The sequence below is a fragment of the Streptomyces sp. PKA51 genome (assembly GCF_057552455.1).
Map to the genome: position 1 here is coordinate 272,553 of NZ_BAAJPZ010000002.1, position 18,214 is coordinate 290,766.

Annotated in this window: 18 protein-coding genes; 9 read left to right on the forward strand and 9 right to left on the reverse strand. The window is 72.6% G+C overall.

Annotated elements, in window-relative coordinates:
• The first annotated feature begins 39 nt into the window (after positions 1-39).
• Positions 40-876 carry a polysaccharide deacetylase family protein gene (locus tag AC27L3_RS03625; RefSeq protein ID WP_487232528.1) on the forward strand — a complete coding sequence of 279 codons (837 nt, stop codon included), beginning with the start codon at positions 40-42 and terminating at the stop codon, positions 874-876.
• On the opposite strand, the gene cynR is transcribed toward AC27L3_RS03625, so the two are convergent.
• On the reverse strand, positions 822-1,772 hold the full coding sequence (gene cynR, locus AC27L3_RS03630) for a transcriptional regulator CynR (RefSeq protein ID WP_487232529.1): 951 nt from the start codon (positions 1,770-1,772) through the stop codon (positions 822-824). The genes AC27L3_RS03625 and cynR overlap by 55 nt on opposite strands.
• A 123-nt stretch (positions 1,773-1,895) precedes the next feature.
• On the opposite strand from cynR, the gene AC27L3_RS03635 reads away from it, so the two are divergent.
• The 4 genes from AC27L3_RS03635 to AC27L3_RS03650 all read left to right on the forward strand — a co-directional run bounded on the left by AC27L3_RS03635 (position 1,896) and on the right by AC27L3_RS03650 (position 4,733).
• A complete protein-coding gene (locus AC27L3_RS03635) occupies positions 1,896-2,474 on the forward strand; it encodes a carbonic anhydrase (RefSeq protein ID WP_487232530.1) in 579 nt (192 codons plus the stop codon).
• Positions 2,475-2,494: 20 nt separating this feature from the next.
• The gene (gene cynS, locus AC27L3_RS03640; RefSeq protein ID WP_487232531.1) at positions 2,495-2,965 is read left to right on the forward strand and encodes a cyanase; all 471 of its coding nucleotides are present in this window, start codon (positions 2,495-2,497) and stop codon (positions 2,963-2,965) included.
• A 15-nt stretch (positions 2,966-2,980) separates the two neighbouring features.
• Positions 2,981-3,454, forward strand: coding sequence for a nucleoside deaminase (locus AC27L3_RS03645; RefSeq protein ID WP_487232532.1), 474 nt, complete (start codon positions 2,981-2,983; stop codon positions 3,452-3,454).
• Between the two features lie 91 nt (positions 3,455-3,545).
• Entirely contained in the window at positions 3,546-4,733 is a 1,188-nt protein-coding gene (locus AC27L3_RS03650; protein ID WP_487232533.1) for an acyltransferase family protein, read from the forward strand.
• Here AC27L3_RS03650 and rfbB read toward each other — a convergent pair.
• Positions 4,657-5,697 carry a dTDP-glucose 4,6-dehydratase gene (rfbB, locus tag AC27L3_RS03655; protein ID WP_487232534.1) on the reverse strand — a complete coding sequence of 347 codons (1,041 nt, stop codon included), beginning with the start codon at positions 5,695-5,697 and terminating at the stop codon, positions 4,657-4,659. The genes AC27L3_RS03650 and rfbB overlap by 77 nt on opposite strands.
• Before the next feature lie 31 nt (positions 5,698-5,728).
• Positions 5,729-6,946 carry a methyltransferase domain-containing protein gene (locus AC27L3_RS03660; RefSeq protein WP_487232535.1) on the reverse strand — a complete coding sequence of 406 codons (1,218 nt, stop codon included), beginning with the start codon at positions 6,944-6,946 and terminating at the stop codon, positions 5,729-5,731.
• A gap of 186 nt (positions 6,947-7,132) precedes the next feature.
• On the opposite strand from AC27L3_RS03660, the gene rfbA reads away from it, so the two are divergent.
• Positions 7,133-8,011: a glucose-1-phosphate thymidylyltransferase RfbA gene (gene rfbA / locus AC27L3_RS03665; RefSeq protein WP_487232536.1), complete on the forward strand. Its 879-nt coding sequence runs from the start codon at positions 7,133-7,135 to the stop codon at positions 8,009-8,011.
• A gap of 243 nt (positions 8,012-8,254) precedes the next feature.
• On the opposite strand, the gene AC27L3_RS03670 is transcribed toward rfbA, so the two are convergent.
• Positions 8,255-9,346 (reverse strand): winged helix DNA-binding domain-containing protein, encoded by a 1,092-nt coding sequence (locus AC27L3_RS03670; RefSeq protein WP_487232537.1) that lies wholly within the window; start codon positions 9,344-9,346, stop codon positions 8,255-8,257.
• Between the two features lie 199 nt (positions 9,347-9,545).
• On the opposite strand from AC27L3_RS03670, the gene AC27L3_RS03675 reads away from it, so the two are divergent.
• From AC27L3_RS03675 to AC27L3_RS03685, 3 genes are read left to right on the forward strand one after another with little or no spacing between them, the layout of a single operon-like run.
• The gene (locus tag AC27L3_RS03675) at positions 9,546-10,214 is read left to right on the forward strand and encodes a dTDP-4-dehydrorhamnose 3,5-epimerase family protein (protein ID WP_487232538.1); all 669 of its coding nucleotides are present in this window, start codon (positions 9,546-9,548) and stop codon (positions 10,212-10,214) included.
• A complete protein-coding gene (locus tag AC27L3_RS03680; protein WP_487232539.1) occupies positions 10,211-11,344 on the forward strand; it encodes a nucleotide disphospho-sugar-binding domain-containing protein in 1,134 nt (377 codons plus the stop codon). The genes AC27L3_RS03675 and AC27L3_RS03680 overlap by 4 nt, the downstream gene beginning before the upstream one ends.
• Before the next feature lie 21 nt (positions 11,345-11,365).
• Entirely contained in the window at positions 11,366-12,325 is a 960-nt protein-coding gene (locus AC27L3_RS03685) for an NAD-dependent epimerase/dehydratase family protein (protein ID WP_487232540.1), read from the forward strand.
• Positions 12,326-12,377: 52 nt separating this feature from the next.
• On the opposite strand, the gene AC27L3_RS03690 is transcribed toward AC27L3_RS03685, so the two are convergent.
• The 5 genes from AC27L3_RS03690 to AC27L3_RS03710 are packed head-to-tail and all read right to left on the reverse strand — an operon-like array spanning position 12,378 to position 18,085.
• A complete protein-coding gene (locus AC27L3_RS03690) occupies positions 12,378-13,106 on the reverse strand; it encodes a class I SAM-dependent methyltransferase (RefSeq protein WP_487232541.1) in 729 nt (242 codons plus the stop codon).
• A gap of 3 nt (positions 13,107-13,109) precedes the next feature.
• Positions 13,110-14,333: a cytochrome P450 gene (locus AC27L3_RS03695; protein WP_487232542.1), complete on the reverse strand. Its 1,224-nt coding sequence runs from the start codon at positions 14,331-14,333 to the stop codon at positions 13,110-13,112.
• Positions 14,330-15,538: an FAD-dependent oxidoreductase gene (locus AC27L3_RS03700; RefSeq protein WP_487232543.1), complete on the reverse strand. Its 1,209-nt coding sequence runs from the start codon at positions 15,536-15,538 to the stop codon at positions 14,330-14,332. The genes AC27L3_RS03695 and AC27L3_RS03700 overlap by 4 nt, the downstream gene beginning before the upstream one ends.
• A gap of 40 nt (positions 15,539-15,578) precedes the next feature.
• Positions 15,579-17,030, reverse strand: coding sequence for an alpha/beta fold hydrolase (locus tag AC27L3_RS03705; RefSeq protein WP_487232544.1), 1,452 nt, complete (start codon positions 17,028-17,030; stop codon positions 15,579-15,581).
• 35 nt (positions 17,031-17,065) lie between these two features.
• Entirely contained in the window at positions 17,066-18,085 is a 1,020-nt protein-coding gene (locus AC27L3_RS03710; protein WP_487232545.1) for a ketoacyl-ACP synthase III family protein, read from the reverse strand.
• Positions 18,086-18,214 lie beyond the last annotated feature (129 nt).

Below are 18,214 nucleotides of genomic sequence, written 5' to 3' on the forward strand. Positions count from 1 at the left end.
ACCGGCTCCCGGCGGGCACACGCCGGTAACGTGCGCGGCGTGAGGCGTTCCCCGGGGGCGTGGACGGTGGCGGCAACCGCGATGGCCATGCTCGCCGCCCTGTCCGGCGTCCCCGCGCCCGCCGCGACGGCGCCCGGCAGGCCCGGCGACCCCTGCGACCGGCTGCGGGCCCTGTACGGCTCGGAGAACCGCACGATGCCCACGCGGGCCCACGTGGTGGCCCTGACGTTCAACGCCGCCTGGGACGTGGAGGGCATCGACACGGTGCTGGAGGTGCTGCGCCGGCGCGGCGCCCCCGCCACGTTCTTCCTCACCGGCGACTTCGCCGACCGCCACCCGGCCGCCGCCCGCGCCATCGCCGCGGCCGGGCACGGCATCGGCAACCACTCCTACGGTCACCCCCACTTCGAGACCCTGCGGCCGCAGGAGCGCGCGGCGGAGGTCCTGCGCGCGGACCGGGCCCTCCGCGCGGCCACGGGCACCGCCCCGCTGCCGTTCTTCCGCTTCCCCTACGGCGACACCACCCCGCAGGAGATCGCCGAGGTCAACGCCCTGGGGTTCGCCGACATCGAGTGGACCACCGACACCAAGGGGTACCTGGGGCCGGCCCGCGGCATGACGGTCGATCAGGCCGTCCGGCGGGCCCTGGACGCCCTGCGCCCCGGGGAGATCGTCCAGATGCACGTGGGCTCCGACGGGCAGGACACCGTCCTGGACGCCGCGGCCCTGCCGCGGATCGTCGACGCCGTCCGCGCCCGCGGCTACACGATCGCCGACCTGCGCGAACTGCTCGGCGAGCGGGCCGCCTGGGCCGCCGCACCTCAGTGCGCCGAACCGCCCGGACCGCCCGGACCGCCCGGGCCGGCCGGGGCGTAGGCCCGGGCCTCGACGTGCTCGTGCGCGAGGCGGGTGAACGCCCGGGCGGCGGCGCTGCGGTAGGCGTCCGCGCGGGTGAGGAGGGCGACGGTGCGCGTGGGCAGGGGCGGGTCGAGGGGGACGCGCGTCAGGTGGGGGTGGTCGTCGGTGATCGCGTCGGGCAGCACGGTGGCCAGCGGCGTGCGCCGGACGATCTCGATCAGGGCCTGGACGGAGTCGGCCTCCACGGCGATGGGCGGGCGGACGCCGTGGCGGCCGAAGTAGGCGTCGATGTGGCCGCGCGTGGCGAAGTCCCGGCCCAGTAGTGCCAGGTGACGGTCGTTCAGGCTGCGTACGGGGACGGGTGCAAGGTCCGCGGGAGCTGCCGTGTGCGGCCCGGCGACCAACCCGAGGGTCTCGGTGAACAGGGGCGAGGCGCCGATGCCGGGCAGGTGGGCGCCGGGGCCGGTGAACGCGATGCCGAGGTCGAGGTCGTCGGCGAGGAGGGCGGCCTCGATGCCGTCCTGGGTCGTCTCCCGCACGGTCAGGGTGACGCCGGGGTGCGCCTCGTGGAGCGCTGCGGCGAGCGGTCCGACGAGGTAGGCCGTGAACGTGGGGGTGACGCCCACGCGCAGGTCACCGCGCGAGAGGTCCTGCACGTCGTGGACGGCCCGCTCGGCGGCGGCCAGGTCGCGCAGCGCCCGGCGGGCGTGCTCGACGTACACCAGGCCGGCGTCGGTGGGCCGCACGGTGCGGCCCGTACGGTCCAGCAGCTGCACGCCGACCGTGCGCTCCAGCTGCTTGATCTGCTGGGACAGGGTGGGCTGGGAGATGTGCAGGTCCTCGGCGGCGCGGGTGAAGTTGCCGTGCTCGGTGACGGCGAGCAGGTAGCGCAGGTGACGCAGTTCCAGAGCCATGGAAGCGACTATAGATGCCATCTATGAGTTGCATGCCCAATGGCTCTTGGACTCTATAGGACCAGCTCATGCAGGGTGGAACCCGTCGGCCCCGCGGCCGGCCGCCACCGAAGGGAGTGACCCATGCATGACCTCGCCGAGGGCGTCGCACGGTTCCGGCGGGACGTCTTCCCCGCCAAGGAAGGGCTCTTCGCCCGCCTGGCCACCGAGCACCGGCCGCACACCCTGTTCATCGGCTGCTCCGACGCCCGCGTCGTGCCCGAGCTGATCCTGGGCTGCGAGCCCGGGGAGCTGTTCGTCGTACGGACCGCGGGCAATCTCGTCCCCGCCCACACCCCGGGCACCGACGGCGTGGCGGCGAGCATCGAGTACGCCGTCGCCGTCCTGGGCGTGTCGCACATCGTGGTCTGCGGGCACTCCGCCTGCGGCGCGATGACCGCGCTCGCCGAAGGACACGACCTCGCCGCCGCTCCGGCGGTCGCCGGCTGGCTGCGCCACGCCGACGCCGCGTCGGCCCGTACCGCCGGCGACGGCGGGACGTCCGCGCTCGTCCGCGAGAACGTGCGCGCCCAGCTGGCGAACCTCGCCACCCATCCCTCGGTCGCCCGCGCGCTCGCCCGGAACACGGTGGCGCTGCACGGCTGGGTCTTCGACATCGCGACCGGCCGCGTCATCGACGCGCGAGCCACACCCATCTCTTGATCCGGAAAGGTGAACACCTCATGATCCACGCTCAGTTCGACCCCACCGCCCGTCAGCTCCTCGCCGCCACCGCCGTCGAGGCCAAGACCCGCAAGAACCTCACCTGGCAGCAGATCGCCGACGCCTCCGGCCTGTCCGTCGCCTTCACCACCGCCGCCGTGCTCGGCCAGCACGCGCTGCCCGCGGCCTCGGCCGAGGCGGTGGCCGAGCTCCTCGGGCTGGACGCCGACGCCGCGCTGCTCCTGCAGACCGTCCCCACGCGCGGCTCGATCCCCGGCGGCATCCCCACCGATCCGACCATCTACCGCTTCCACGAGATGCTCCAGGTCTACGGCACCACGCTGAAGGCCCTGGTCCACGAGCAGTTCGGCGACGGCATCATCTCGGCGATCAACTTCAGGCTGGACGTGCAGAAGGTCGCCGACCCCGAGGGCGGCGAGCGCGCCGTCATCACCCTCGACGGCAAGTACCTGCCGACCAAGCCCTTCTGAGCCCGAAGGACACCCATGGACTTCATCCAGCGCACCATCGACCTGGCCCGCCGCAACGTCGAGGAGGGCGGCCGCCCCTTCGCGACCGTCGTCGTCAAGGACGGCGAGATCCTGGCGGAGAGCCCCAACAGGGTCGCCCAGAGCGGCGACCCCACCGCCCACGCCGAGATCCTCGCCATCCGCGAGGCGTGCCTGCGCGCGGGCACCGAGCACCTGACCGGCACCACCGTCTACGTCCTGGCCCATCCTTGCCCCATGTGCCTGGGCGCCCTGTACTACTGCTCCCCCGACGAGGTCGTCTTCCTCACCACGCGCGACGCCTACGCGCCGCACTACGTGGACGACCGCAGGTACTTCGAGCTGGCCACCTTCTACGACGAGTTCGCCAAGCCGTGGCAGCAGCGCCGTCTGCCGATGCGCCACGAGCCCCGCGAGGAGGCCGTGGCGGTCCACCGCACCTGGCAGGAGCGCAACACCGCCACGGCCTGACCGCCGGCCGGGAGCCCCCGTGAGGCGGAAGCGCGCATACCCCAGCCGCTCCCGAGCCCGTGTCGAGCCCTGCGGCGAAGGGTGTCGGGACATGACGGGGACTCCAAAGCGACATGACCATGCCACCATCTCTCTGATCGCCGCGCCGCCCGCGCATGCCGGCGGCGCGGCCGGTGACCGGCCCGCGCGGTTGCCCTCCCTCACCGGAATGCGGTTCATCGCCGCCTTCATGGTGCTCATCTGCCACATCGGGATCGTGCTCGTGCCCCGGGTGGACAAGCCCTGGCTGGAGTGGAGCGACCGGTACCTCTACACGGCCGGGACCACGGGGGTGGTCTTCTTCTTCGTCCTCAGCGGCTTCGTCCTGACCTGGGTCGCCCGGCCCGGGGACGCCCCCGGGCGGTTCTGGCGGCGCCGGCTGGTGAAGATCTTCCCGAACCACCTGGTGACGCTGGCGGCGGTCACGGTGCTGATGCTCGTGTACGGCAATCCGGTGACGGTGGCCAACACCGTTCCCACGGTGTTCCTCGTGCAGAGTTGGATACCGGACCAGGAGGTGGTGCTGAACTTCTCCTCGAACGCACCCACCTGGTCGCTGGCCTGTGAACTCCTCTTCTACCTCGCGTTCCCCGCGCTGCTGGCGCTGGTGCGCAGGATCCCCGCGGCACGACTGTGGCTGTGGACCGCGGTGGTCGCCGTCGCCGTCGCCACCGTGCCGTTCCTCGGGCGCGCCCTGCCGGACCGGCCGATCATGCTCAACACCACCGAGCCCTGGTGGGCCGAGTGGTTCGGCTACTACTTCCCGCTCGTCAGGGCCCTGGAGTTCCTCCTCGGCATGCTGATGGCCCGCATCGTGCTGAGCGGACGGTGGATCCCGCTGGGGCTCGCGCCGGCCGCCGTCCTGGCCACGCTGAGCTATGTGGTCGCGTCGGAGTGGCTGCCGGACTCCTTCAGCCAGGCGTCCGGGATCGCCTTCTTCCTCGCCCTGCTCATCGCGGCGGGCGCCCGGGCCGACACCGAGGGCCGCCGGACGCTCCTGCGCGGCCCGAAAATGACCTTCCTGGGGGAGATCTCCTTCGCCCTGTACATGGTGCACTGGCTCGTGCTCGCGTACGGACCGATCGGCATGGCCGAGGAGGACGGCTGGACGTCGGTGTCCACGCTGCCCCGGGCGCTGGCCGAGGGAGCCGCGACCGTGGCGATCAGCCTCGCCTCGGCGTGGCTGCTCCACGTGGCGGTCGAGCGGCCGGCCATGCGCCGGTGGAGCGGGCGCCGGTGAGCAGGGGCTCCCACCAGGAGCGGTGCGTGCGGTACCACGCGACGGTGCGGGCCAGGCCGGTCGCCAGGGGGACCCGCGGGCGGTAGCCGAGCTCGTCGGAGATCTTGGCGCAGTCCACCGAGTAGCGGCGGTCGTGGCCCTTGCGGTCCTCGACGTGGCGCACCCGGTCCCAGCCCGCACCGCAGGCGTCGAGCAGCAGGGCGACCAGCTCCCGGTTGGGCAGCGAGGTGCCGCCGCCGATGTTGTACACCTCGCCGGCCCGGCCGGCCGTCCTGACCAGCTCGACGGCCCGTACGTGGTCGTCCACGTGGAGCCAGTCGCGCACGTGCAGGCCGTCCCCGTACAGCGGCGCCCACCCGCCGTCCAGCAGGCGGGTGACGAACAGCGGGATGAGCTTCTCGGGGAACTGGTAGGGACCGTAGTTGTTGGAACAGCGGGTGACCCGCACGTCCAGGCCGTGGGTGCGGTACTGGGCCAGGGCGAGGAGGTCGCCCGCCGCCTTCGAGGCGGCGTAGGGCGAGTTGGGGGCCACGGGGGCCTCCTCGCTCCAGGAACCGCTGTCGATCGACCCGTAGACCTCGTCGGTCGAGACGTGGACGAAGGGGCCGGCACCGTGCCGCAGTGCCGCGTCGAGCAGGGTCTGGGTGCCCAGGACGTTCGTGCGCACGAAGCGGTCCGCGTCGTGGAGCGAACGGTCGACGTGGGATTCCGCGGCGAAGTGCACGACTTGGTCGTGGCGGGCCATCAGCGCGTCGACCAGGGCGGGGTCGCCTATGTCGCCGTGGACGAACGCCAGGCCCGGATGCGATCGGACCGGGTCGAGGTTGGCGCGGTTGCCCGCGTACGTCAGGGCGTCCAGGACCGTGACGGTCAGGTCGCCGGGGCCGTCCGGGCCCAGCACGGTGCGGACGTAGTGGGAGCCGATGAACCCCGCCCCGCCCGTGACGAGAACTCTGGTGGTCATGGTTTTCCGCTTCCGTGAGGACCCGGACCCGCTAAATGATGTGGACCTTGGGAACGTAGAGAATCCACTTGCCACCGCTGTCGCGGAAACCCTGCTCCCTGGCGATGATTTCCTCGGCATGGTTCCAGGCGAACAGCAGGGCGTACTCCGGGTACGGCTCGGAGAACTCCTCCAGGGGCCGTACGGGAATGTGGGTGCCGGGCGTGAACCGGCCCTGTTTGGCCTTCGTGGAGTCGAATACGGCCGGCACGAGGTCCGGGCCTATGCGGCAGTAGTTCGTGACCGTCGCGCTCTTCGCCGTCGCCCCGTAGGCCACCACGCTGCGCCCCTCGGCGCGAAGCCGCGCCAGGAGATTGGTGAGGTCCTCGCAGTTGCGTTTCACCTCGACCGCGAACCGCTCCAGGATGGTGATGTCGGTGATCTGGCGCCGTCGCTCCTCGTCGATCAGAGCGGCGACGACGGCCGCCGGCTTCCGGCGCCCCTGCCGGGCGATGGTGTAGCGCACCTCGCCGCCGTGCACCGGCAGGCGTTCGACGTCGACGAGCTCGAACCCGAACCGCCGGGCGGTGGCCCGCACCGACGAGGCGGAGAAGAGGTAGAAGTGCTCGTCGTAGATCTGGTCGAAGCTGGCCCGCTCGACGATGTCGCCCAGGTAGGGGTCCTCGAAGACGAAGACGCCGTCGGGGGCCAGCAGCGCGTCGACCCCGCGGAAGACGGAGTCCAGGTAGGGGATGTGGCAGATGGTGTTCGCCGCGTAGACGACGTCGGCCGGGCCGTGGCTTTCCCTGATCTCCACCGCGGTCGACTCCTGGAAGAAGTCGATGCGCACGTCGACGCCCTTGCCCGCGGCCAGTTCGGCCACGTCCCGGGAGGGGTCGACGCCCAGGTGACGCACCCCTCGGTCGGCCACGGTGCGCAGCATGACACCGTCGTTGCAGCCGATCTCCACCACGAAGGGGTCCGCGGCCGTACCGCATGCCTCCAGCAGCCGGTGCGCGGTGCGGGTGAAGTGCTCCTGCATCACCGAGGACATCGACGAGTGGTACGGGTAGTCCTCGCGGAACATCCGCTCCCGGGGCACCTCCTCCATGAGCTGGACCATGGTGCACTCCTCGCAGACGCCGACCGCGAGGCGGTAGAAGAATTCCTCCGACCGGTCCTCGGGTTTACGGAAGGCGTCGGAGAGCGGCTGGCGGCCGAAGTCGAAGAACTCCTGTACCGATCCCCGGCAAATACGGCATGAAGTCATGCCCGGCACGCTAGGGATGCGCACTCGAACGCAACTCGATGCAAACTCGACGGTGGCAGACAATTCAGCCCGGTCCACCACGGCCGGATCCCGCCGATTCGAGCACCTGTCGAGAAGGGCTCGAATCCCGCATGTCCTACTGGCCGGCGTTCGTAAGTGCGACGGGCCCGCGCTGGGAGGCGTCCTGTGAAAGGAATAATTCTTGCGGGCGGATCCGGTACCCGGCTCCGCCCGATCACTCTGGCGGTTTCCAAGCAGCTTCTTCCGGTGGGCGACAAGCCCATGATCTACTACCCGCTCAGCGTTCTCATGCTCGCCGGCATCAGGGACATCCAGATCATCTCCACACCCGACGACCTGCCGCAGTTCAGGCGGCTGCTCGGCGACGGCTCCCACCTGGGGCTGCACCTGGACTACGCGGTGCAGGCCGAACCCAACGGCCTGCCGGAAGCCTTCATCATCGGCGCCGACCACATCGGCGACAGCCCGGTCGCCCTGATCCTCGGTGACAACATCTTCCACGGGCACCGCTTCTACGACGTGCTGCACGAGAACAGCCGGGACGTGCAGGGCTGCGTCCTGTTCGGCTATCCCGTGCAGGACCCGCAACGGTACGGCGTGGGCGAGGTCGACGCCGAGGGCAGGCTCGTGTCCATCGAGGAGAAACCCTCGCGCCCGCGCTCCAACAAGGCGATCACGGGGCTGTACTTCTACGACAACAGCGTGGTGGACGTGGCCAAGAACCTGCGGCCCTCGGCACGCGGCGAGCTGGAGATCTCCGATGTCAACCGCTGGTACCTGGAACGGGGCCGGGCCAAGCTGGTCGACCTCGGGCGCGGTTATGCCTGGCTGGACACCGGAACCCCCGAGTCGCTGCTGATGGCCGGCCAGTACGTGGGCACGCTGGAGGAACGCCAGGGCGTGCGCATCGCCTGCGTCGAGGAGGTCGCCCTGCGCATGGGCTTCATCACCGGCGACGAGTGCCGGCGCCTGGGCGAGCGGCTCGCCAACTCCCGGTACGGCCAGTACGTCCTGGCCATAGCCGAGGAACTGACCGTCCCCTAGGGCCCCGTAAGGGGCGCGGGGCTTCGCCCGGGCCTCGGGGCGGCGCGTCGACTGCGGGCCGTCGGTGGCCGATCGCGCCCACGCGGCGGCAGCCGCAGATCGACACGGTCCCGCGCCCCTACGGGGCGCCCCGTAGGGGCGCGGGGAACTGCGCGACAAGCCACGACGCACCCGCAGACGGGGTGCCGTGTCGCACCCACGGGGCGCCAGCCGCAGGGCCCTGCACGGTCCGCCGGGCACGGCCTACGCGGCTTCCACCGGCATGAAGCGGATGTCGTGCCCCTGCGCCTTCCCGGCGGCGAAGCGCAGCAGGCGCATGCCCTCCGCGTGGACGGCCTCCTCCTCGGCCGCGGTCAGGGGCCGGAAGAGCTTGACGACCAGGACGGCCGTGTCCTTGTGCCACCGGATGTGCCACAGTCCCTCGACGAAGCCGTCCACGGTGACGCCGGCCTCCACGACGAGGTGCCGCCGCCGGTCGTCGCTCACCATCCGGGACCGGTCGGCATGGCCGAGCACCACGTTGTCGAGGGCCGCGAGGAAGCGCACCGGTGCCGGGACGTCCGGGTCCGGCAACGGCGCGCCGGGGACGTCGAGGAGTTCGGCGCCCGAGGCGGCCCGCAGGACGCGCAGGCGCGGCCGCAGGCCGTCGACCACCTCGCGCAGCCGCGTCATCCCGCTCCACGCCTGGACGTCCTTGACGGTGGCCGGGCCGAAGGCCGCCAGGTACCGCAGGACGAGGTCCGCCGCCGAGGGCGCGTCGTCCGGCGGCCGGCCGAGCCAGTGGTCGGCGAGGGTGAAGGGCGTGGCCCCCCGGCGCCCCCAGGTACCGTCCGGCGGGGTGTGCACCACCGGCAGCAGGCCCTGCACGGAGCGGGCCAGCGCGACGGGGTCGCGGCCGGGCCAGTGCCCGGCCAGGGCACGGCCGAGCTCGGCGCGGGTCAGGGTGGCGGTGCCGAGCAGGGCCCGGGCCCGTTCCGCGAGCTCGGCGGGGTCCACTCCGGTGGTGCCCTTGCCGAACGCCGCCTTCTGCCAGCGGTTCAGCATCGGCTGCAACAGGGGTCGCACCCACAGGTAGTCGTCGGCGGTGAGCAGGTGCTGGGTGCCCCGGAAGAGGGTGGCGCGGACGACGGAGCGCTCGTGCAGCAGCTGCGTCAGGTCGTCGATCCGGAAGTCCCGGATGCGACTCCACAGTCCGATGTAGGGCGGGTCCGGGTCCTGGGCCTGGAGACCGACGAGGTGGCCGGTCACGTCGTGGGCGGACAAGTCGGTGCGCTCCAGCAGCAGTTGCCGCTGCAGGGTCGCCCTGTTCAGGCTCCGGAGGGTGAGCGGTGCCATGGTGTCCTTTCACCGGTGCACGGGCGTGCGGGGGGGGCTCCGGCGCACGCTAACCGGGATCGCGGTCACATACCGGCCGCGATCGACCCGCGTACCGTACCGGCGCCCGCTCCAGCGCCGCACCGGTCGTGCTCGAGGCGGGGCACGCAGAGTCCGGCGGGGAACCGGCCGTCATGCGGACGCGGGAGGTATCAGGGCCATGGAAGCACGGGAGCTCGCGGTCGCCGGCGCCTTCGTCTTCACGCCCCGGGTGTACGAGGACGAGCGCGGCGCCTTCGTCTCGCCCTTCCAGGAGGAGGCGTTCGGCCGGGCGACCGGGCGCCGGCTGTTCGCCGTGGCGCAGACGAGTCACAGCCGCTCCCGGCGCGGGGTGGTGCGCGGCGTGCACTTCACCCGGACCCCGCCGGGTGCAGCGAAGTACGTCAGCTGCCCGCACGGCAGGGCCCTCGACATCGTCGTGGACCTCAGACGCGGCTCGCCGACCTTCGGCCGCTGGGACAGCGTGGTGCTCGATCCGCTGGCCTGCCGGGCGGTGTTCTTCCCGGTCGGCGTCGGCCATGCCTTCGTCGCCGAGGCCGACGACACCGTGATGTCGTACACGCTCTCGCGCGGCTACGTCCCGGAGAACGAACTGGCGCTGTCGCCCTTCGACCCCGCGCTGAAGCTGCCGATCCCCGACGACGCCGAACCGGTCCTGTCCGAGCGGGACCGGGTGGCACCGGGCCTGGAGGAGTGCCTGCGCCGCGGCCTGCTGCCGGAGTACGAGCGCTGCCTGGAGCTGGACGCGGCGGTCCTGCCGCGCCCGTGGCGGGCCGACCAGCCGGATTCGAGCGGGAATCCGGTCCCCCCTCCTACGTTCCCGGCATGAAGACTTTGGTGGCCACAGGGCCGGCACACCCGCTGTACTTCCCGGTCGTCCCGTTCGCCTGGGCGCTGCGCGCCGCCGGCCACGAGGTGCTCGTGGCGGCTCCGCAGAGCTTCGAGGCGACCGTACGGGGCTCGGGCCTGCCCATGGCGCCGATCTCCGGCCCCCTGGACATGGCCGACGTGATGGCCAAGGACCGCCAGGGTCGTCCGGTGCGCGTGCCGGACTCGGACGACGAGATGGCCGCGGGCGTCGGCGCCGGGTTCGGGCGGCTGGCCGCGCGCACCCTGGACGCCACGCGCGACCTCGTCGCCTCCTGGCGGCCCGACGTCGTCGTGGGCGAGACCTACTCGTTCGCGGCGGCCGCGGCCGCGGCCGGGGAGCACGGCATCCCGTGGGTCAAGCACACCGTCGGCCCCGGCGACCTGCCGGTCGCCCCGTGGGTGGAGCGGGAGCTGGCCCCCGAGCTGGAGCGCATCGGCCTGGACGCGCTGCCCTCCCCCGACCTCGTGCTGGACAACTGCCCCCCGTCGATGGGCGAGTGCGCCGCGGGCGCGCGGCCGCTGCGCTACGTGCCGTACGGCGAGCCGGGCGCCGTACCCGGCTGGGTGCACGAGCGGCGCGCGCGTCCGCGCCTGCTGGTCACCCTCGGTTCCGTCCAGCCGCAGATCGGCGGCATGCCGATGCTCGGGCAGATCCTGCACGCCCTGGCCCGGCTGGACGTGGAGCTGGTGGTCGCCGTGGCCGACCACCTCGTCGGGCAGCTGGGTCCCCTGCCGGACGCCGTGGTGGCGGCCGGCTGGGTGTCGCTGCCCTCGGTGCTGCCGGGGTGCGACGCGGCGGTGCACCACGGCGGGCCCGGGACGATGATGGCGTGCCTGGCGCAGGGCGTGCCGCAGCTGGTCGTCCCGGGACGGGGCAAGCCGCTGGAGGCGATCGGGCGGCTGGCGGCCTCGGGAGCGGTGCGGCACCTGCCCCCGGCCGAGCTCACCCCCGACGCGGTCGTCGAGGGGTGCCGGGCCCTGCTGGAGGACCCCGGGCACCGGCAGAAGGCGCTGGCGGTGCGGGACGAGATCGCCTCGCTGCCCTCACCGGCCGCCGTGGTCCCGGCCGTCGAGCAGCTGGTCCGGTAGCGGACGGCGGAGGGCATCCGCATGCGTACGGCACCCGGGAAGGACGCGCCGCGGATCGCGGTCCTCGGCGGTACCGGATGGGTCGGGCGGCACGTGTGCGAGCTCGCCCGCCGGCAGGGCCACGACGTCGTCGTCGTGGCCCGCAGGCCCGCGCCGCACGTCGCGGGCCACCGCTTCGTCGCCCTGGACCTCGCGGCCGCCGGCGCCGGGGAGATCGGCGGCGTGCTGCGCGAGCACCGCGCGGGCGTGCTGGTCAACGCCACCGACGCCGCGAACGCCACCGACGGCTGGGCCCGCTCGGAGGAGGAGATGGCCGGCATGAACGTCGGCCTGGTGCGCCGGCTCCTGCAGGCGGCGGGCGCGCTGCCCTGGCGTACCCGCCTGGTGCACATCGGTACGGTGCACGAGTACGGCGAGGTGCCGGTCGGGACCGCCATGGACGAAACGCTCCGGCCCGATCCGCGCACCGCCTACACCCGCACCAAGCTGGCCGGTTCCGAGGCGGTCCTGGCGGCCGTCCGCGCCGGTGAGGTGGACGGGCTGGTCCTGCGCGCGGCGAACGTCAGCGGCCCCCACCCCTCCCCCGCGTCCTTCCCCGGCAAGCTCGTGCGCATGCTGCGCGAGGCGGCCGCCGAGGGCCGGCCCATGACGGTCGCACTCACCGATGCCCGGCGCGACTTCGTGGACGTGCGCGACGTCGCCGACGCGGTGATGAGGGCCGCCACGGCCACCGCGAGCGGCCGGGCGCTGAACATCGGCAGCGGGACGGCCGTGGACATGCGGACGCTGGTGCGGCTCTTCGTCGCGGGGGCCGGTTTCCCGCCGGAGACGGTCCACGAGGAGCACCGGGACGTGCGCAGCCTCGGCGGGGGCTGGACCTGCACCGACATCCGGCTCGCCGGGGAACTGCTCGGCTGGCGGCCGCGGATCACGCTCGCGGACTCGCTGCGGGACATGTGGCGCGCGGCCTCGGAGGACTGACCTGCGCCGGCCCGGCGCCCCGGCGGGGCGCCGGGCCGGCGCAGGCGGCACGTCAGGTGAGCACGCCGACGAACAGCCCGCAGCCGAAGCGGCCGCCGCGCGCGAGGTACTCGACCGTGCAGCCGGCCTTCTCGAAGGCCTCCTCGTACTGCTCCCTGGTGAACAGCGTCATCCGGTGGACGTCGGTGAAGTGCCGTATTCCGCCGTCCTTTTGGGCGTCGAGGTAGTGGACGACGATGGGGACGTGGTCGCCCTCGCGGGTCGAGTGGGAGATGCGCACCGTGACCCGGTCCTCGGAGCGGACCAGGTCCTCGGCGATGTAGCCGGGAAGGAAGGCCTCCGGGAAGTACCAGGGCTCCAGCACCACGACGCCACCGGGCGCGAGGTGCCGGACGGCACTGCGCACGGTGTCCTCCAGCTCTCCGGCCGTTCCCATGTAGCCGATGGAGCTGAACATGCAGATGACGGCGTCGAAGGTGCGGCCCAGATCGAAGTCGCGCATGTCGCCGTGGTGCACCGGGATGCCGGGCAGGTTCCGCCGGGCCTTGGCGAGCATGTGCTCGGACAGCTCCAGGCCGGCCAGGTCGGGGAAGTGCCGGCCGAGGAAGGCCAGGTGGCCGCCGGTGCCGCAGGCCAGGTCGAGCAGCGAGCAGGCGCCGGGCCTGCGCTCGCGCACGAGGGCGGCCACCTCGGCGGACTCGGCCGGGTAGTCCTTGTTGCGGCCGGCGTAGATCAGCTCGTAGATCTCGGCGAGCCCGGCTCCGTACGTCTCCTCGGTCATCTCTCACACGTCCCAGGTGACGGGCAGCTCGTGGACGCCGTAGACGATCGCGCCCTCCTTGCGGGGGACGTCCTCGAACGGCACGGCGAGGCGGAGGGTGGGGATGCGGCGGAAGAGGGTCGTCCAGGCGGTCTGCATCTCCACCCGGGCCAGTTCGGCCCCGATGCACAGGTGCGCCCCGTATCCGAAGCCCAGTTGCTTGCGGCTCCCCCGGCGCAGCAGCAGCCGGTCCGGCTCGGGGAAGACCTTCGGGTCCCGGTTCCCGGTCAGCAGCAGGCACAGGATGCCTTCGCCGGCGGGGATCACCGTGCCGCCGATCTCGATGTCCTCCAGGGCGACCCGGGGCACGCCCACGTCGCCGATGGTCACCATGCGCAGCAGTTCCTCGGTCGCCGGACCGATCAGCCCCTCGGGATCGGCCAGCAGTTCCGCGAGCTGGTCGGGGTTCTCCAGGAGGCAGGCGGTGCCGAAGGAGAGCATGCTCGCGGTGGTCTCGTGCCCGCCGTTCATCAGCATCCGGACCATGTTGACCAGATCCCGCTCGGTGTACTCCTGGTCGGAGGCCCGGTGGGCGGCGATCGCCGTGCTGATGATGTCGTCGCCCGGCTCCTCGCTCCGGAGCCGGACCAGCTTCTCGACGTAGGCGTTGACCTCGACGATCGCGGCCTGGCGCTCCTCGGTGGTGCTCCGCCCGCCGAAGAGGTTGTTGCTGTGCCGGATGATGAAGTCGTGGTCGTTCTGCGGGACGCCCAGCATCTCGCAGATCACGGTCGTGGGCAGGGACAGCGAGAAGACGCGGTGGAAGTCCACCGGCGGCTGCAGCGCGAGCAGCCGGTCGAGGTGCTCGTCGACGATCTGCTGGATGCGCGGCCGCAGTTTCTGCACCCGCTGGTAGGTGAAGGCCGCGGCCACCGTGCTGCGGGAGCGGGTGTGCTCCGGCGCGTCGTACCCGATGAAGGAGGTGTCCGTGCGGAACTCGGGCGGGGCGTTGAAGTAGAAGGGAAAGCCGGGGTGCTTGCGGGAGGCACTGACACGGGGGTCCGTCAGGATGCTGCGGATGGCGTCGTAGCCGGTGACCGCCCAGGCGCGCAGCCCCGATTCGCGCAGGGTGACCGGTGTGACGCCGTTCGCGACCATCTGCGGGTACTGGTGGGGCGCGACGAACGGACCCCGGCGGGGGTAGGGGAACGTCTCGCCCGTGACGGGGCAGCCTCCGGTCGTCGTCATCGCGGGCTCACCGCCGGCTCCTTGGCGTCCCAGTCGATGTGGTGACTGCTCATCCATGTCGGATCACCCTTGCCCGAGGGGGATGTGAAAGCGCGGGATATGAAGTAATTGCGCAGCATCCGGCCGACCGGGCCGCGTCGCATGTTGCCTTCGTTGTTGTACTTGCCCTGCGCGACGATGTCCTCGACGCGCTTGCGGCGCACCGCTTCGTAGGTGGCGAACGCCTCGGCCGTGGTGGGCGCATCGCGCAGGCACTTGGCCAGGACGACGGCGTCCTCCATGGCCACCGAGCAGCCCTGGCCCGCGGTGGGGGACACGGCGTGCGCCGCGTCGCCGATCAGGATCATGCCGTCGCGGTGCCACTGGGGCACCTTGGGCAGGTCGTAGGTGGGAGAGGGCAGGGCCAGGTCTTCGGTGGCGGCGATGATCCGTGCCGCCGGTGTCCGGTCGCGGGCGAACAGCCGGATCAGGTCCTCGCGCCACGTCGCCGCCTTGCGGCCGAGCAGCTCGGCACTCGGTTCGACGGAGCGCGGCGGGTTGGCGAACCACCACAGATCCCCGTTGGGGTGCTTGGTGCAGCTGAAGAAGCTGTTCCTGCCGAAGAACATGCGGATGACGCCGGGCCGCCCCGGCAGGTCCACGCCCCGGGCGTGGCCGAAGGCGTTGAGGACCCCGAGGTAGCGGGGGGCCGGGGCCGCCGGGTCGATGATCCGGCGCACCCGCGAGCGCAGGCCGTCCGCGCCGACCAGCAGGTCGCCGTCGGCGTGCTTGTCGTCGGCGAACACCGCGCGGACGCCGTCGGCGGAGCCGGTGGCCTCGACGATGCGCTTGCCGTACTCGACGGGGATGCCACGCCGCTCGGCCTCGTCCCGCAGCGAGGTGTACAGGTCCGAACGCCGGATGGTTTGGATGATCTGGCCCGGGGAGGCGATCCGGTCGGTGGCGATGTCGCCGGTCAGCGCCCGCCCGGTGTGGCTGTAGAACGCGATGGCCGGGGTGTCGAAGCCGTGGCGCCGCACCAGATCGCCCACGCCGATGCTGTCGAGGGCGTCGATGCCGTTGGGTCCGATGTTGACGAAGTTGCCGATGCCGTCGGCCGTGCGGTCGAAGGCCTCGTAGACGACCGGCTCGAAACCGGCCTTCTGCAGGGCGATCGCGGCGACGGGGCCGGCGATGCCGCCGCCGATGACCAGTGCTCGTTTCACGCTGTCCTTCCTTCTGCTGTCTCGGTGGGCCGCCACCGGCTCACGGGCGGCCGGGCACGCCGCCGTCCGTATTCGGTGGGACGTCCGGGCGACCGACCGTGCTCGGTACGGTCGTGTGCCCGGGGCGGACGCCGTCGAGGAGGTAGTCCTCGACGAGGGCGTCCAGCCGCGGGTTGCGGGCGAACGCGTAGATCTCGTGCTGACCGGAGTCGGCCACGGTCAGCAGGTCGTAGCCCAGCCTCCCGGCCATCGCGACCCCGCCCTCGTAGTGGTCGGTCGGGTCGGAGTCGGCGTGCACGATCAGGCCGCCGGGGTGGCCGTGGGCCGAGAGCACGGTGGGCTCCTCGGGCGGGGTGAAGGTCAGGAAGGCGCCCACCCACGGCTGCACCCGGATGACGCCGTAGCCGTAGGGGTAGTGCTCGCGGAAGTGGCGCATGTCCGCGTAGTAGACCTCCGGGTCGGTGGGCCAGGGCTTCTCCACCGTCACGGCGTCGAGGACGCCGCAGCGCATCTCGCCCTCCGTCTCGGCCGGTGGCCACACCTTCTCGTCGGCCAGCCACTTCTCGGCCGCGGGGTGTCCGCCGGTGCGCACGTCGGCGACGAGCCGGCCGAGTTCCTCCCACCGGGAGCGGTCGGCGGAGCGCGATCCCATGGCGCCGTCGAACAGCGAGCGCAGGAACACGTGCCCCGCTTCCGCGGTGATCGCGGCCGCGGCCTCCTCGACGGCGGCCACGACCTCCTCGCCCGTGGCGCCGAGCCCGAAGTGCGCCCGGCGTGCGGCGACCCAGTCGGCCCAGGCGGTGACGTTGGCGCGGTGGGCCCGGCCCTGGGCCATGGCCTGTTCCCGCCAGGACCAGTCCGGGTGCACGCAGGAGTCGAGGACGCTGCGGTCGAGGCGGTCGGGGAACATGCTGCCGTAGACGGCGCCGAGGTAGGTGCCGTAGGTGTAGCCGAGGTAGGTCAGCTTCTCCTCGCCGAGGACCGCGCGCAGGACGTCCATGTCGCGGGCGATGTTGCGGGTGCTGAAGTGCGGGCGGATGTCCCCGCCCGCACGGAGGTTGCCCTCCTCGCGTCGCCGGGCGTCCTCGGTGAGGAGCGGGAAGTCCGCATCCGGGGGGCGCGAGTCGAACGGCGCGGTGGTGGGGGTGATCTCGCCGCGCAGGGGGGTGGAGTCGCCGGTGCCGCGCGGGTCGAAGCCGATGAGGTCGTAGGCGCGGGCGAGCGGCGTGTGCGCCAGGGCCCGGCAGAACCGCCGGCCCAGCCCGAAGTAGCCCCCGGGACCGCCGTTGACGGCGAGCAGGATGCCTCTGCGGCGGCCGGGATCCGTTGCCCTGCGGCGGCTGACGGCGATCCGCAGCCGGCGGCCGGCGGGATCCGCGTAGTCGAGGGGGACCTCGACGACGGTGTGCTCGATGCCGTCGTCCGGCGGCGACCACGCGGGCCGCTGCCGGTGGAAGTCCTTCAGGTCGTCCGGTGAACTGTCTCGGGTCATGGCGTTGGGCTCGGCTTCCGTTGCGAGGAGAGACGTCAGGACAGGGCGGGGGCCGGCTCGGCGACGATTTCCAGGACGGCCACCGACCAGGCGAAGCCGCCGCCGGCGCTGACGAGCGCGACCGACCGGCCCGGCTCCAGCGCCCGCGTGCGCACCAGGTGGGCCAGGCCGCCGAAGGGGTCGCCGGCGCCGAGGTGGCCCACCCCCGAGCCCCACTCCCAGGTCGAGCGGGCGGGGTCGATGCCCAGCGCGTCGAAGAACTGGAAGTCCATCTTCGGGCGTCCGAGGTGGGGCAGGACGAACCAGGCGATGTCGCATGCCTTGTGCTCCGCCTCGGCCAGGGCCTGCTCGAACGCGGCCCGCTGGCCCGACTGGAGCCGGTCGATGAGCCGTGCCATGCCCAGCTCGTCCACCAGGCGCGCCCGGTGGTCGGCGACGCTGATCGGCGAACGGGAGGCGAGCGGCGCCGCACCGAAGGGGTCGTCGCCGCGGCCCATCGCCTCCAGCGTCGGGTCGGAGACGGTCACCAGGCTCCGGATCCGGGCGAAGCCCCCGGCCACGGACAGCACCACGGCCGTGCCGCCGTCGCCGCAGACCGTTCCGGGGTCGGTCTCCCAGCGGTCGAAGCCCGGCGCGCAGAAGCGGTCGCCCGTGGTGATCAGGGCGCTGTGGCGCGCGGCGTCCGCCCTCAGGTAGGCCACGGCCAGCTCCATGGCGGCCATGCCGCCGTTGGACAACTGCCCGACGTCGATGGCCGGGCAGGTGGCGGTGCCGAGGGCCTCGCGCTGGACGTACGAGGCGGGCGCCCACAGGTCGTGCCCCTGGTAGTAGGTGCTGGCGTGCAGCACGAGGTCGATGTGCTCGGGGCGCGCTCCCGCGTGCCGGACGGCCGCCCGGGCCGCGCGGACGGCCATCTCGGGCCCCGACTCCTCGCCCACGCACACGGAGCGCATCCGGCTGCGCCGGACGGCCCGTGGGTCCGCGAGGCCCCGTTGCACCACCTCGGCCACCGGCATCGCCGGTGCCAGGTGGAGCCCGGCACCGGATACGAACACGTCCGCGACACCCACCGGATCCCTCCCTCGTGCGCCGTTGCGCCGGTGGTCACCGGCTGCCGAAGCAGGGTCCGGCCCCCGGCCTCGGAGTCTGTGGCGGGGAATTCAAAGGCGGCTAGAGCCGGGATG

What these genes read in the sequence shown, in the direction of transcription:
- AC27L3_RS03685 (WP_487232540.1), top strand. Translation starts at nt 11,366, where the DNA reads ATGCGTACGGCACCCGGGAAGGACGCGCCGCGGATCGCGGTCCTCGGC.
- rfbB (WP_487232534.1), bottom strand. Translation starts at nt 5,697, where the DNA reads ATGACCACCAGAGTTCTCGTCACGGGCGGGGCGGGGTTCATCGGCTCC.
- AC27L3_RS03690 (WP_487232541.1), bottom strand. Translation starts at nt 13,106, where the DNA reads ATGACCGAGGAGACGTACGGAGCCGGGCTCGCCGAGATCTACGAGCTG.
- AC27L3_RS03645 (WP_487232532.1), top strand. Translation starts at nt 2,981, where the DNA reads ATGGACTTCATCCAGCGCACCATCGACCTGGCCCGCCGCAACGTCGAG.
- cynS (WP_487232531.1), top strand. Translation starts at nt 2,495, where the DNA reads ATGATCCACGCTCAGTTCGACCCCACCGCCCGTCAGCTCCTCGCCGCC.
- AC27L3_RS03650 (WP_487232533.1), top strand. Translation starts at nt 3,546, where the DNA reads ATGACGGGGACTCCAAAGCGACATGACCATGCCACCATCTCTCTGATC.
- AC27L3_RS03670 (WP_487232537.1), bottom strand. Translation starts at nt 9,346, where the DNA reads ATGGCACCGCTCACCCTCCGGAGCCTGAACAGGGCGACCCTGCAGCGG.
- AC27L3_RS03695 (WP_487232542.1), bottom strand. Translation starts at nt 14,333, where the DNA reads ATGACGACGACCGGAGGCTGCCCCGTCACGGGCGAGACGTTCCCCTAC.
- AC27L3_RS03680 (WP_487232539.1), top strand. Translation starts at nt 10,211, where the DNA reads ATGAAGACTTTGGTGGCCACAGGGCCGGCACACCCGCTGTACTTCCCG.
- AC27L3_RS03675 (WP_487232538.1), top strand. Translation starts at nt 9,546, where the DNA reads ATGGAAGCACGGGAGCTCGCGGTCGCCGGCGCCTTCGTCTTCACGCCC.
- AC27L3_RS03635 (WP_487232530.1), top strand. Translation starts at nt 1,896, where the DNA reads ATGCATGACCTCGCCGAGGGCGTCGCACGGTTCCGGCGGGACGTCTTC.
- AC27L3_RS03705 (WP_487232544.1), bottom strand. Translation starts at nt 17,030, where the DNA reads ATGACCCGAGACAGTTCACCGGACGACCTGAAGGACTTCCACCGGCAG.
- cynR (WP_487232529.1), bottom strand. Translation starts at nt 1,772, where the DNA reads ATGGCTCTGGAACTGCGTCACCTGCGCTACCTGCTCGCCGTCACCGAG.
- AC27L3_RS03660 (WP_487232535.1), bottom strand. Translation starts at nt 6,946, where the DNA reads ATGACTTCATGCCGTATTTGCCGGGGATCGGTACAGGAGTTCTTCGAC.